We start from the raw sequence: 13,015 nt of genomic DNA on the forward strand, positions 1-13,015 counted from the left end.
CTCTATCCCTCGGATTACTTCTCTAAACTTTAAATTTTCATTAAAGTGCTAATTATACAAAACACTCTTTTATATAAAAAATCGGAACGATTTACGGGGCTAAATCCTAAAAACTTATTATTACAAAATCAAAGTAGAGAACGTTGCAATGCAACGTCTCTACAGTGATCAACCTTATTTATTCTTCTAATCTAATGTCTAATCCAAGACCTTTCAATTCATGCATCAATACATTGAATGATTCAGGTAATCCTGGTTCTGGCATAGACTCTCCTTTTACGATAGCTTCGTAAGTTTTGGCTCTACCAATAACATCATCAGATTTTACTGTTAAGATTTCACGAAGTGTACTCGAAGCTCCATAAGCTTCAAGTGCCCAAACCTCCATCTCTCCAAAACGTTGACCTCCAAATTGAGCTTTACCACCCAATGGTTGTTGCGTAATCAATGAGTATGGTCCGATAGAACGTGCGTGCATCTTATCATCAACCATGTGTCCTAATTTCAACATATAGATCACACCTACAGTTGCTGCTTGATGGAAACGCTCTCCTGTTCCACCATCATAAAGATAAGTATGTCCAAAACGAGGAATTCCAGCTTCGTCAGTCAATTCATTGATTTGGTCTAATGAAGCACCGTCAAAAATTGGAGTAGCATATTTTCTACCTAATTTTTGTCCAGCCCATCCAAGAACCGTTTCATAAATTTGACCAATGTTCATACGCGAAGGTACCCCAAGTGGGTTCAACACGATATCAACTGGTGTTCCGTCTTCAAGGAAAGGCATATCTTCGTGACGAACGATACGTGCAACAATACCTTTGTTACCGTGACGTCCAGCCATCTTATCTCCAACTTTCAATTTACGTTTCTTAGCGATGTAAACTTTAGCTAATTTCAAAATTCCTGCTGGCAATTCATCTCCAACAGTAATGGTGAATTTCTCTCTTCTTAAAGCACCTTGTAAATCGTTCAACTTAATTTTATAGTTATGAATTAAATCATTAACCATTTTATTAGTTGCATCATCAGCTACCCATTGACCTTTGCTTAAGTGAGCAAAATCTTCAACAGCGTAAAGCATTTTTTGAGTGTATTTTTTACCTTTTGGTAAAACTTCTTCACCCAAATCGTTCATTACACCTTGTGATGTTTTTCCGTTTACAATCAAGAAAAGTTTTTCAATCAACTTATCCTTCAAGTCTGAAAACTTAACTTCGAAATCCATTTCAAGAGATCCTAAAGCATCTTTATCTTGAGTACGTTTTCTCTTGTCTTTTACAGCTCTTGCAAATAATTTTTTATCAAGAACAACACCATGAAGTGATGGAGAAGCTTTCAATGAAGCATCTTTTACATCACCTGCTTTATCTCCAAAGATTGCACGAAGCAATTTCTCTTCTGGAGTTGGATCAGATTCTCCTTTTGGTGTAATTTTTCCAATTAGAATATCGCCAGGTTTAACCTCTGCACCAATTCTAATCATACCGTTTTCATCCAAGTCTTTAGTAGCCTCTTCAGAAACGTTAGGAATATCATTCGTTAACTCTTCGTTACCCAATTTTGTATCTCTTACTTCTAATGAGTAATCATCTACGTGGATTGAAGTAAAGATGTCATCACGAACCACTTTTTCAGAAATTACAATCGCATCCTCAAAGTTGTACCCTTTCCATGGCATAAACGCTACTTTTAGGTTACGACCTAAAGCAAGTTCACCATTTTGAGTAGCATAACCTTCAGACAATACTTGACCAGGTATAACTCTATCCCCTTTTCTTACGATTGGTTTCAAGTTGATACTTGTTCCTTGATTGGTTTTTCTAAATTTAATTAGATTATATGTTTTATCATCAGATTCAAAACTTACCATTCTTTCTTCTTCAGAACGGTCGTATTTGATAGTGATAATATTAGCATCTACATATTCTACAGTACCATGCCCTTCAGCATTGATTAATACTCTAGAATCTGAAGCTACTTGACGCTCAAGACCAGTACCTACAATTGGAGCTTCAGGACGTATTAATGGAACGGCCTGACGCATCATGTTAGATCCCATCAAGGCTCTATTCGCATCATCATGTTCCAAGAAAGGAATCAAAGATGCAGATATAGAAGCAATCTGGTTTGGTGCAACGTCTGTATAATGAACTTCTGATGGAGTAATAACTGGGAAATCACCTTCCTGACGAGCAATTACAAAGTCAGATGTCATTTTTCCTGCATCATCCATTTCGATATTTGCTTGCGCAATCATCATACCTTCTTCTTCTTCAGCAGATAAGTAAATTGGAGTAGATACTAAATCAACCACACCTTCAGTTACCTTACGGTAAGGTGTTTCGATGAATCCCATTCCGTTTACTTTAGCATAAACACCAAGAGATGAAATCAAACCAATGTTTGGTCCCTCTGGAGTTTCAATAGGACATAAACGTCCGTAGTGCGTATAGTGAACATCTCGAACCTCAAAACCAGCTCTTTCTCTCGAAAGTCCACCTGGTCCTAGGGCAGATAATCTTCTCTTGTGCGTAATCTCAGCCAATGGATTCGTTTGATCCATAAATTGAGACAACTGGTTTGTACCAAAGAAAGAGTTGATTACAGAAGATAATGTTTTAGCATTAATCAAATCTATAGGTGTAAACACCTCGTTATCTCTAACATTCATTCTCTCACGAATAGTTCTAGCCATACGAGCTAAACCAACACCGAATTGTTGCGACAATTGTTCACCAACTGTTCTAACACGACGGTTTGATAAGTGGTCAATATCATCAATATCCGCTTTCGCATTAATTAATTCAATCAAGTACTTAACAATAGTTATGATATCTTCTTTGGTAAGCACTTGCTTTTCCATTGGGATATCCAACTGTAATTTTTTGTTCATTCTATAACGACCTACTTCACCTAAGTTGTAACGTTGGTCAGAGAAGAATAATTTATCTATAATACCACGAGCAGTTTCTTCATCAGGCGGTTCTGCGTTACGCAATTGTCTGTAGATATGCTCAACAGCTTCTTTTTCAGAGTTTGTTGGATCTTTTTGTAACGTGTTATGGATGATGGCATAATCAGCTTGATTAGCATCTTCCTTGTGTAACAAAATAGATTTAACGTTAGAATCAATGATTTCTTCCACATTATCTTTATCGATAATAGTATCACGATCAAGGATTATTTCGTTACGTTCGATAGAAACTACTTCACCAGTATCTTCATCTACGAAATCTTCGTGCCATGTATTTAATACACGAGCAGCCAATTTTCTACCGATATATTTTTTAAGTCCTGTTTTAGAAACTTTAATTTCTTCTGCAAGGTCGAAAATTTCAAGGATATCCTTATCTCTTTCGAAACCGATAGCACGGAATAAAGTTGTAACAGGTAATTTTTTCTTTCTATCAATGTAAGCGTACATTACGCTATTAATATCTGTAGAAAATTCGATCCAAGATCCCTTGAACGGAATTACTCTAGCAGAGTATAATTTTGTACCATTAGCATGAAAAGATTGACCAAAGAAAACCCCTGGTGATCTGTGCAATTGAGAAACAACAACACGTTCAGCTCCATTAATTACAAATGTTCCGCTTGGCGTCATGTAAGGAATTGTACCAAGATAAACATCTTGAACAATAGTTTCAAAGTCTTCGTGCTCTGGGTCTGTACAATATAGTTTCAACCTCGCTTTTAAAGGCACACTGTGTGTTAAACCTCTTTCAATACACTCTTGGATAGTGTAACGTGGTGGATCTACAAAGTAGTCTAGGAATTCCAATACAAAGTTGTTTCTTGTATCTGTAATTGGAAAGTTTTCCATGAAGGTATTATAAAGTCCTTCATTGCCTCTTTCATCTGATTTAGTTTCTAATTGAAAAAAATCTTGAAAAGATTTAACCTGAACATCTAGAAAATCTGGATATGCAGGAATGTTTTTAGTAGAGGCAAAATTCAATCTTTCAGTCTGATTTGTTATCATCAATGGACAAAATTTTGATTATAAAAGTAATTTTTTTGTATAAGAGATTAATCTTATACCTTATAATTCACAACCATTACATCTTTAAAAATCAATTTAGGATAACTACTTTCTTATTATCTGTTAATTTTTTTTCCTCGTAATGGGAGTAAAAACTTGTAAAGACAAAAGTCAAAATGATTGCTCATACTTATAGACTTTTGTTATACGAAAAATGGTTTAGGCCATTGGATGACTAAATCCAAGACCTAAACCTTATTCTTTAAACTAAGTTTAACTATTTAAGCTCAACTACAGCTCCAGCTTCTTCTAAAGATTTTTTAAGACCTTCAGCCTCTTCTTTAGAAACACCTTCTTTTACATTAGATGGTGCGCTATCAACTACATCTTTAGCTTCTTTCAAACCTAAACCTGTAAGTTCTTTTACCATTTTCACAACAGCTAATTTAGAAGCACCAGCTTCTTTCAATACAACTGTGAATTCAGTTTGTACTTCTTCAGCAGCAGCTTCGCCACCACCTGCACCTGCAACTACTACTGCAGCAGCTGGTTCGATTCCGTACTCATCTTTCAATATTGTTGCTAAATCATTAACTTCTTTTACAGTTAAGTTAACTAATTGTTCTGCGAATTGTTTCAAATCTGCCATTTTTTCTATCGTTTTAAAATGATTTGTAAAATTATATTTTGTTTATCGTGCGCTTATTTAATAATATAAACAGAGAGATTCTCTAATAAATATTAAGCTTCTTCAGCTTGAACTTCTTCAGCTTGCTCTTCTCCAGCGAATTTGTTTTGAAGTGCAGCGATGATTCTTTGAGCTGGTGATTGAAGTAAACCAATAAGTTCTCCAAGTAATTCTTCTTTAGATTTAATTGTAGACAACATTGTTAATTGGTCGTCTCCAATGTAAACTTCAGCATTCACATAAGCACCTTTTAATACCGGCTTATCTGATTTCTTACGGAAATCTTTAATGATTTTACCTGGAGCATTAGCTACATCTGAAATAAAGATTGCTGTATTACCTACCAATACTGAAGGTAATTCACCATATTCATTTTCAGAAGTTTCCATTGCTTTTGCAAGTAATGTATTCTTTACAACTTCTAATTTAATACCTGCTTTATAACAAGCTCTTCTCAACTTTGAAGTAGTTTCTGCATTTAATCCAGAAATATCTGCTACATAAACAATATTTGTACCAGCTAACTGTGCAGTTAATTCTTCAATCGCGATTGATTTTTCTTCTCTAGTCATACTAAAAATTATTAACTACCAATTATACTGCTTTAGGATCCAATGCAATTGCAGGACTCATAGTGCTTGTAAGGTGCATACCTTTAATGTAGGTACCTTTAGCAGCAGTTGGCTTAAGTTTGATTAATGTTTGAATAATTTCGTGTGCATTGTCATAAATTTGTTCAGCTCCGAAAGAAACTTTACCAATTCCTGCATGTACGATACCAGTTTTATCAACTTTAAAGTCAATTTTACCAGCTTTTACCTCTGCAACAGCTTTAGCAACATCCATAGTTACTGTACCTGTTTTAGGATTAGGCATTAAACCTCTAGGTCCTAAAATACGACCTAATGGACCTAATTTACCCATTACAGATGGCATAGTGATGATTACATCAACATCTGTCCAACCATCTTTAATTTTTTGTAAGTACTCATCAAGACCAACAAAGTCTGCACCAGCTGCCAAAGCTTCCGCTTCTTTATCTGGAGTAACCAATGCTAATACTTTTACATCTTTACCAGTTCCGTGAGGCAATGTAACTACACCTCTTACCATTTGATTCGCTTTTCTTGGATCTACACCCAATCTTATTGCGATATCAACAGACTCATCAAATTTTGCAGAAGCAAGAACTTTAATTAATGCAGAAGCATCTTTTAAAGAATATAACTTGTTCTTTTCAATTTTTGAAGCAGCCTCTTTTTGCTTTTTTGTCAATTTTGCCATGTCTTTCTCTTAATTAAAAAGGAGCGTCTCCTGATACAGTTATACCCATAGATCTAGCTGTTCCAGCAACCATACTCATTGCAGACTCCGTAGTGAATGCATTTAAGTCTGGCATCTTGTCTTCAGCAATAGCTCTAATTTGTTCCCAAGTAACACTAGCTACTTTTTTACGATTAGGCTCACCTGAACCAGATTTTAGCTTTGCAGCTTCCAATAATTGAACTGCTGCAGGAGGAGTCTTAACAACAAATTCAAATGATTTGTCTTTATACACAGTAATTTGTACTGGGCATATTTTGCCGGGTTTATCTTGTGTTCTAGCATTGAACTGCTTACAGAACTCCATGATGTTTACCCCAGCAGCTCCTAAAGCAGGTCCAACCGGTGGCGACGGATTCGCAGCACCTCCCTTAACTTGTAGTTTAACTACCTTACTAATTTCTTTAGCCATTTTTTAAAAATTTAACACAACAATTATAGAAGCAATTGATGTGATTTATTATAGTGTAACAAAAATTATACTTTTTCAACTTGCATAAAACTCAATTCTAATGGCGTTTTTCTTCCGAAAATCTTAACCATTACTTCAAGTTTACGCTTTTCATCATTAATTTTCTCAACAGTACCGTTGAAACCATTAAATGGACCATCAACAACTTTGATAGTTTCTCCAAGATTGAATGGTATTGAATGATTATCAGTATTCACTGCTAATTCATCTACCTTACCTAACATTCTATTAACCTCTGACGTTCTTAATGGAACAGGCTCCCCCCCTTTAGTTTCTCCTAAAAAACCAATTACAGAAGTAATTGACTTAATAATATGAGGAATTTCACCAACAAGATTCGCTTCGACCATTACATAACCAGGAAAATAAACTTTCTCTTTAACTATTTTTTTCCCATCTTTTACTGTAACTACTTTCTCAGTAGGAACAAGAACTTGAGAAACAAAGTCTTCCATTCCCAATCTAGAAATCTCAGTCTCGATATAAGCTTTCACTTTATTCTCTTGACCACTTACAGCCCTAACGACATACCATTTCTTTAAATTATTATCTGCCATGTCAATTATTAAGCTTTAATCCAGTTAAAAAATCCTGCTAATGCTTTTGCAAAAACTTCATCTACTCCCCATGTTGCCAAAGCAAACAATACTGAAAAAACAGCCACAACAATAGTTAGTCGCTGCACCTCAGCCCACTCTGGCCAAGTTACATTTGATTTTAATTCTTCAAATGCTTCTGAAATGTAATTAACAATTTTTGCCATTAGATATGTTTTTTTTATTGCACGGGCGGAGGGATTCGAACCCCCATCAACGGTTTTGGAGACCGCTATTCTACCCTTGAACTACGCCCGTAAAATTAACCAGCAACAACCTAAGAAGTTGCTGGTTATATAATTTAATTTGAATTATGCTACAATTTCAGTTACCTGACCTGCACCTACAGTTCTACCACCTTCACGGATAGCAAAACGTAATCCAACATTCATTGCGATTGGGCTTAACAAAGCAACATTGATCGTTAAGTTATCTCCTGGCATCACCATCTCTACACCTTCTGGCAAAGTAATAACTCCTGTTACGTCAGTTGTACGTACGTAGAACTGTGGACGGTAGTTGTTATGGAATGGAGTATGACGTCCACCTTCTTCTTTTTTCAAGATATACACCTCAGCTTTGAAAGTCGCGTGTGGTTTTACTGAACCTGGCTTAATGATAACCATTCCTCTTTTGATAGAATCTTTATCAACACCTCTTAAAAGTAAACCTACGTTATCTCCAGCTTCACCTCTATCAAGGATCTTACGGAACATTTCAACTCCCGTAATTGTAGAAGCTAATTTCCCAGCTCCCATACCGATGATTTCAACAGCGTCTCCTGTATTAGCAATACCAGTTTCGATACGACCTGTAGCAACAGTTCCACGACCAGTAATTGTAAATACATCCTCAACTGGCATCAAGAAAGGTTTTGCAGTATCACGTATTGGCTCTTCGATCCAAGCATCAACAGCTTCCATCAATTCAAGAATTTTAGGAACCCATGCAGCATCATTATTCAATCCACCTAAAGCAGATCCTTGAATAACTGGACAGTTGTCTCCGTCATATTCATAGAAAGACAATAAGTCTCTAATTTCCATTTCAACAAGTTCTAACAACTCCTCGTCATCAACCATATCCACTTTGTTCATGAATACAACCATTCTAGGAATACCTACTTGGCGACCTAAAAGGATATGCTCACGAGTTTGTGGCATTGGTCCATCAGTTGCAGCAACCACAAGGATAGCTCCATCCATTTGAGCAGCACCAGTAACCATGTTCTTTACGTAATCCGCGTGACCTGGACAGTCAACGTGAGCGTAATGACGATTAGCTGTTTCATACTCAACGTGAGATGTATTAATTGTAATACCTCTTTCTTTTTCTTCAGGAGCATTATCAATTTGATCAAAAGATTTCGCTTGACAGTAACCAGCATCAGATAACACTTTAGTTATTGCAGCAGTTAATGTAGTTTTTCCGTGATCTACGTGTCCGATTGTACCAATATTTAAGTGTGGTTTCGAACGGTTAAAGGTTTCTTTTGCCATTTTACTTAGATTTTAATCTTTATTAATTTATTAGTGTTCAAAATTTTTTATTGAGCCAATGTCGGGAATTGAACCCGAGACCTCTTCCTTACCAAGGAAGCACTCTACCCCTGAGCTACACCGGCGGTAAAGTTTAGTTTCATGCTTAAAGCTTCTTGTTATCATCAACATCTGAAACTTAAAACGCTCAAACTTCTTTTGTGGGGAGAGCAGGATTCGAACCTGCGAAGTTCACACAGCAGATTTACAGTCTGCCCTCGTTGGCCGCTTGAGTATCTCCCCTCTTTTTTTATTTAATTTCAACTTTCAAAACCTCAGTTTCATTTGAGCCGGCGGAGGGACTCGAACCCACGACCTGCTGATTACAAATCAGCTGCTCTAGCCAACTGAGCTACGCTGGCAATTTCAATAAAAAAAGTCCGCTATTTCTAACGGACTGCAAATGTATAGATTTTATCTCTCAAACAAAACATTTTTTTAAAAAATTTTCACATTATGCTTGAGCTCGAGTTTTTTCTTTCCTTTTTACCAGCAAACGCTCTAAAGATTCAGCAGATAACTCAAGCGCTTCTTCAAATGATTTACACTGTTTTTTCACTAAAAAACCATCTCCAGGCACATTTATCTTGACCTCGACAATTTTATTTTCTTTATCGCTCGTTTTCTCTACTTTCAAATACACATCAGACGACACTACTTTATCGTAATACTTTTCTAACTTATCCATTCTCTCCTGAACAAAATTAACTAGTTTTCCGTCAACATTAAAGTTAACTGCATGAATACTTACCTTCATAATCAATACTTATTTAATGGTTAAACTTAATTATCATCACTCCTAGGGTGCGCCTTTCCATATACTTTCTTAAGTTCTAACAAACTACTATGTGTGTATATTTGAGTTGACGCTAAACTAGAATGCCCTAATAATTCTTTTACTGAATTCAAATCCGCTCCATTATTTAATAAATGAGTAGCAAAGGAATGCCTTAACACATGAGGACTCTTTTTTATCTTTTCTGAAGCTCTACTAAAGTACAAATTTACCAACCGATAAACAAGAGAGTTATTTAACATTAGACCTTTTTTTGTTACAAAAAAATACTCAGAATCTTCAACTACCTCAACACGAGACCGTTCCCTAATGTAGTAAATTATATTTTTTTTAATTATAGGCAGAATCGGAAGTACGCGTTCTTTATTTCTTTTCCCAAGAACTTTCAGTGTATTATTAACCAAATCAATATCACTCATTTTTAATTGAATCAATTCAGCCCTACGCATACCCGTCGCATAAAACAACTCTATTATCAATTGATTGCGAATAGAATCAAAGCTCTCCTTCTCCTGAACCTCATCCAAGACACGAACAACTTCATTCTCAGAAAAAGGAATCTGAAGTGATTTAACCACCTTTAAAGACTTATGTTTCAACAAAGGACTTACCTCTATTTGCTTTGTCTTTAATAAGAATTTATAAAAAGCCTTCAAAGAAGCAATTTTCCTATTTACAGAAACCGCAGACAAACCTCCATCTACCAAACTAACAATCCAACTTCTAATCTGACTATAATTCGCTTGCTCAACACCTACTTGCTCAAAATTAAACTTATTGAAGCTTTGAAAACTAAGCAAATCCTTCTCATACGCTACCAAAGTATGAGTAGAGTATTTTTTCTCTTTTAAAAGATATTCCTTAAATGCATCGATAGTTGTAGCCATAAAAAAACCGTTAGCATCAAAGTTACTAAACTTTGAATACTAACGGTAATTATTTTCAATAAAGAAAACTACTAACTCTCTAAACCATCTTTCATGTTTTGGATATAAGCTGCTTTCTGAACTTTAATTCTATTTTTCACAGAAGGCTTGATAAAAGCTTGACGTGCTCTTAACTGACGAACTGTTCCAGTTTTATCAAATTTTCTTTTATAGCGCTTTAATGCTCTATCGATATTTTCTCCGTCTTTAATTGGTATAATTAACATAATTTTGACACCCCCTTTCGTTAAGTGTGCAAAGGTAAAATTAAAAATGAATTATGAGTTATGAATTATGAATTATTTTCCAAAAAGAAAATAGAACAAAGAATAAAGACTTCACTACATATTTAAAATAACTATCTAAAAAAAGAGCCAAGTTACAACATCTTGCTTCTTGGCTCTTTTCTCTATTCTCTTAAACCTATCTTAATCCTTCAACAGATTTCTCGCAATCACTACTTTCTGAATCTCGGTAGTTCCTTCTCCTATAGTACATAACTTAGCATCCCTATAGAATTTTTCCACAGGATAATCTTTAGTATAACCATAGCCGCCGTGTATCTGAACAGCTTCGTTTGCCACTTTACAACATACCTCAGAAGCATACATTTTAGCCATTGCTCCCATAGTAGTTACGGGTTTGTGTTGTTGTTTCAAAAAAGCAGCTTTATGCAAAAGCAGTTCAGAAGCTTCTATTTCAGTGGCCATATCTGCTAATTTAAAAGAAATCCCTTGAAAGCTACTAATCGGTTTTCCAAATTGATGTCTTTCTTTAGAATATTTCAAAGCCGCTTCATATGCACCTTTGGCAATCCCTAAAGATAAAGCTCCAATAGATATTCTACCACCGTCTAAGATTTTCATAGCTTGAATAAAACCATTACCTACTTCCCCTAAGCGATTAGAGTCTGGAATACGACAATTATCAAATACCAACTCTGCTGTTTCACTGGCACGCATTCCTAATTTATTTTCTTTTTTACCAGAGCTAAAACCTACCATTCCTTTTTCAAAGACAAAAGCAGTCATTCCATGAGAATCGCCTTTTTCGCCTGTACGAACAATCACAACTGCAACATCTCCCGAAATAGCATGTGTGATAAAGTTTTTAGCTCCATTTACAACCCAAAAATCACCCTCTTTTTTTGCCGTAGTATTCATTCCTCCAGCATCCGAACCTGTATTATGCTCTGTTAATCCCCAAGCACCAATATGTTCACCACTGGCCAATTTAGGAATCCATTTTTTCTTTTGTTCCTCATTACCAAACGTCAAAATATGATTGGTACAAAGTGAATTATGCGCGGCTACCGATAGACCAATCGAAGGATCGACTTTTGAAATTTCTTCGACTATAGTAATGTATTCATGATAGCCTAGACCTGAACCTCCTAATTCTTCAGGAACTAAAATACCCATAAATCCCATCTCTCCTAACTTCCTAAATAACGGAACTGGAAAAGTCTGAGCCTCATCCCATTCCATAATAAATGGACGGATGTTTTTCTCTGCAAAATCTCTTATGGATTGCGCAATCATGGACTGCGTTTCGTTATAATCAAAGTTCATCGTAAAGCTTTTGTTTTTTAAAAGGTCAAATATAAGGCTATAATATTAGCTTTTTCAATAGACAAGCCTTTAATTTTTGTTAAATCAGTTGCGTTTTTAAAATCACCATTCATGCTTCTACACATCACTATTTCTTTAGCTAAAGCATATCTAAAATAAGGGAATTGTGCTATTTCTTTCAAAGAAGCATTGTTTATATCTAATTTCATAATTTGAGAAATTACTCCAATTTTAAAATTTGAATTCAACTTAGTAATTACTTCAGGTGGTAACCCCCACACATCATCCATTTGTTGCATCGAAACAAAGCCACCTAAACTTTCTCTAAATTTTATAATTCGATCCGAATAACCTGCTCCAATGCCGTTGATTTTCATAAAATCTTCTTGTGAAGCCGTATTCACATCCGTTATTGTGATTTTATCACTTTTGGCAAACGATTCCTTTTCATACTGTACATATCCTTTGAATTCCTTTTTATTCGTAACCCAGTCTGGAAATTTAAAATAAGGAGAAATAGTAGCCAATAAAGAATCCGAAACCTGAGTTATTTTTTGAAAATCTTGTACTGAATTTACGTATTGATTGGTTTTTCTAAAAGCTAAAAGTCGATCAATTTCAGGAACTGACATACCTAATTTATACCCTTTATAATCGGTTATAAAATTTGGATTAAATGGTTTTAACTCATATTTGTATCCGGATGAAACCATTTTTAATCGATCTATTTCGGGTTGAATAGCTAACCACTGTTTTTCAGCATCCGAATGAATCATTTCAAACTCAGTTTTCTCATAGAAAAACCAAATGGTTTGAATCAAAACAATCAGTAATACCAAAACAAAAATCCCGTTCCTTTGTTCTTTGGAAAACAAAAAGTAGGATTTTAAATCTTTCATAATCTAAAAATAAAATTACACTTCAAAACTATTCTTTAGGTTGTCTTTCTACCTCATCATCATTTTCAGAAAATGAATCTGGTTCTTGTTTAGGTTTTATGGTAAGAACTTTATAGAAGAAATAAACCGCAAAAAAAACAACTATCCCTTGGGTAAGCAACATGGTTATTAAAGCTTCTGTATTCATAATATATTTTATTTAAATAAATTAAACC

At 35.2% G+C, this 13,015-nt stretch carries 14 protein-coding genes and 4 tRNA genes; all 18 read right to left on the reverse strand.

Annotated features, from left to right (window positions below; all coding sequences use genetic code 11):
• Nucleotides 1-178: 178 nt before the first annotated feature.
• The 18 genes from rpoB to ABZP37_RS00225 all read right to left on the reverse strand — a co-directional run bounded on the left by rpoB (nt 179) and on the right by ABZP37_RS00225 (nt 12,987).
• On the reverse strand, nt 179-3,991 hold the full coding sequence (gene rpoB / locus ABZP37_RS00140) for a DNA-directed RNA polymerase subunit beta (protein WP_366184648.1): 3,813 nt from the start codon (nt 3,989-3,991) through the stop codon (nt 179-181).
• A gap of 277 nt (nt 3,992-4,268) precedes the next feature.
• Entirely contained in the window at nt 4,269-4,640 is a 372-nt protein-coding gene (rplL, locus tag ABZP37_RS00145; protein ID WP_366184650.1) for a 50S ribosomal protein L7/L12, read from the reverse strand.
• 92 nt (nt 4,641-4,732) lie between these two features.
• Nucleotides 4,733-5,251: a 50S ribosomal protein L10 gene (gene rplJ / locus ABZP37_RS00150; protein ID WP_366184652.1), complete on the reverse strand. Its 519-nt coding sequence runs from the start codon at nt 5,249-5,251 to the stop codon at nt 4,733-4,735.
• A 22-nt stretch (nt 5,252-5,273) separates the two neighbouring features.
• Nucleotides 5,274-5,963 (reverse strand): 50S ribosomal protein L1, encoded by a 690-nt coding sequence (gene rplA, locus ABZP37_RS00155; RefSeq protein ID WP_366184654.1) that lies wholly within the window; start codon nt 5,961-5,963, stop codon nt 5,274-5,276.
• Nucleotides 5,964-5,976: 13 nt separating this feature from the next.
• Entirely contained in the window at nt 5,977-6,414 is a 438-nt protein-coding gene (gene rplK, locus ABZP37_RS00160) for a 50S ribosomal protein L11 (RefSeq protein WP_366184656.1), read from the reverse strand.
• A 65-nt stretch (nt 6,415-6,479) separates the two neighbouring features.
• Nucleotides 6,480-7,031: a transcription termination/antitermination protein NusG gene (gene nusG / locus ABZP37_RS00165; protein WP_366184658.1), complete on the reverse strand. Its 552-nt coding sequence runs from the start codon at nt 7,029-7,031 to the stop codon at nt 6,480-6,482.
• 8 nt (nt 7,032-7,039) lie between these two features.
• Nucleotides 7,040-7,237, reverse strand: coding sequence for a preprotein translocase subunit SecE (gene secE / locus ABZP37_RS00170; protein ID WP_264618426.1), 198 nt, complete (start codon nt 7,235-7,237; stop codon nt 7,040-7,042).
• Between the two features lie 20 nt (nt 7,238-7,257).
• A tRNA-Trp gene (locus tag ABZP37_RS00175) sits at nt 7,258-7,328 on the reverse strand.
• Nucleotides 7,329-7,381: 53 nt separating this feature from the next.
• Nucleotides 7,382-8,569, reverse strand: a complete 1,188-nt coding sequence (tuf, locus tag ABZP37_RS00180) for an elongation factor Tu (protein WP_366184660.1) — start codon at nt 8,567-8,569, stop codon at nt 7,382-7,384.
• Nucleotides 8,570-8,622: 53 nt separating this feature from the next.
• Nucleotides 8,623-8,694 (reverse strand) — tRNA-Thr (locus ABZP37_RS00185).
• A 76-nt stretch (nt 8,695-8,770) separates the two neighbouring features.
• Nucleotides 8,771-8,851, reverse strand: a tRNA-Tyr gene (locus ABZP37_RS00190).
• A 45-nt stretch (nt 8,852-8,896) separates the two neighbouring features.
• Nucleotides 8,897-8,970 (reverse strand) — tRNA-Thr (locus tag ABZP37_RS00195).
• 92 nt (nt 8,971-9,062) lie between these two features.
• The gene (gene raiA, locus ABZP37_RS00200; protein WP_366184662.1) at nt 9,063-9,365 is read right to left on the reverse strand and encodes a ribosome-associated translation inhibitor RaiA; all 303 of its coding nucleotides are present in this window, start codon (nt 9,363-9,365) and stop codon (nt 9,063-9,065) included.
• Between the two features lie 26 nt (nt 9,366-9,391).
• Nucleotides 9,392-10,291 (reverse strand): tyrosine-type recombinase/integrase, encoded by a 900-nt coding sequence (locus ABZP37_RS00205; protein WP_366184663.1) that lies wholly within the window; start codon nt 10,289-10,291, stop codon nt 9,392-9,394.
• Between the two features lie 71 nt (nt 10,292-10,362).
• Nucleotides 10,363-10,557: a 30S ribosomal protein S21 gene (rpsU, locus tag ABZP37_RS00210; protein WP_366184665.1), complete on the reverse strand. Its 195-nt coding sequence runs from the start codon at nt 10,555-10,557 to the stop codon at nt 10,363-10,365.
• A 201-nt stretch (nt 10,558-10,758) separates the two neighbouring features.
• On the reverse strand, nt 10,759-11,901 hold the full coding sequence (locus ABZP37_RS00215) for an acyl-CoA dehydrogenase family protein (protein ID WP_366184666.1): 1,143 nt from the start codon (nt 11,899-11,901) through the stop codon (nt 10,759-10,761).
• A gap of 17 nt (nt 11,902-11,918) precedes the next feature.
• The gene (locus tag ABZP37_RS00220; RefSeq protein ID WP_366184668.1) at nt 11,919-12,800 is read right to left on the reverse strand and encodes a helix-hairpin-helix domain-containing protein; all 882 of its coding nucleotides are present in this window, start codon (nt 12,798-12,800) and stop codon (nt 11,919-11,921) included.
• Nucleotides 12,801-12,828: 28 nt separating this feature from the next.
• Nucleotides 12,829-12,987 carry a hypothetical protein gene (locus ABZP37_RS00225; RefSeq protein WP_366184669.1) on the reverse strand — a complete coding sequence of 53 codons (159 nt, stop codon included), beginning with the start codon at nt 12,985-12,987 and terminating at the stop codon, nt 12,829-12,831.
• Between the last annotated feature and the right edge of the window lie 28 nt (nt 12,988-13,015).

It is taken from the genome of Flavobacterium ovatum, from assembly GCF_040703125.1.
Lineage (GTDB): Bacteria > Bacteroidota > Bacteroidia > Flavobacteriales > Flavobacteriaceae > Flavobacterium > Flavobacterium ovatum.

Coding starts and splice junctions, on each gene's coding strand:
- rpoB (WP_366184648.1), bottom strand. CDS start 3,991: ATGATAACAAATCAGACTGAAAGATTGAATTTTGCCTCTACTAAAAAC.
- rplL (WP_366184650.1), bottom strand. CDS start 4,640: ATGGCAGATTTGAAACAATTCGCAGAACAATTAGTTAACTTAACTGTA.
- rplJ (WP_366184652.1), bottom strand. CDS start 5,251: ATGACTAGAGAAGAAAAATCAATCGCGATTGAAGAATTAACTGCACAG.
- rplA (WP_366184654.1), bottom strand. CDS start 5,963: ATGGCAAAATTGACAAAAAAGCAAAAAGAGGCTGCTTCAAAAATTGAA.
- rplK (WP_366184656.1), bottom strand. CDS start 6,414: ATGGCTAAAGAAATTAGTAAGGTAGTTAAACTACAAGTTAAGGGAGGT.
- nusG (WP_366184658.1), bottom strand. CDS start 7,031: ATGGCAGATAATAATTTAAAGAAATGGTATGTCGTTAGGGCTGTAAGT.
- secE (WP_264618426.1), bottom strand. CDS start 7,237: ATGGCAAAAATTGTTAATTACATTTCAGAAGCATTTGAAGAATTAAAA.
- tuf (WP_366184660.1), bottom strand. CDS start 8,569: ATGGCAAAAGAAACCTTTAACCGTTCGAAACCACACTTAAATATTGGT.
- raiA (WP_366184662.1), bottom strand. CDS start 9,365: ATGAAGGTAAGTATTCATGCAGTTAACTTTAATGTTGACGGAAAACTA.
- ABZP37_RS00205 (WP_366184663.1), bottom strand. CDS start 10,291: ATGGCTACAACTATCGATGCATTTAAGGAATATCTTTTAAAAGAGAAA.
- rpsU (WP_366184665.1), bottom strand. CDS start 10,557: ATGTTAATTATACCAATTAAAGACGGAGAAAATATCGATAGAGCATTA.
- ABZP37_RS00215 (WP_366184666.1), bottom strand. CDS start 11,901: ATGAACTTTGATTATAACGAAACGCAGTCCATGATTGCGCAATCCATA.
- ABZP37_RS00220 (WP_366184668.1), bottom strand. CDS start 12,800: ATGAAAGATTTAAAATCCTACTTTTTGTTTTCCAAAGAACAAAGGAAC.
- ABZP37_RS00225 (WP_366184669.1), bottom strand. CDS start 12,987: ATGAATACAGAAGCTTTAATAACCATGTTGCTTACCCAAGGGATAGTT.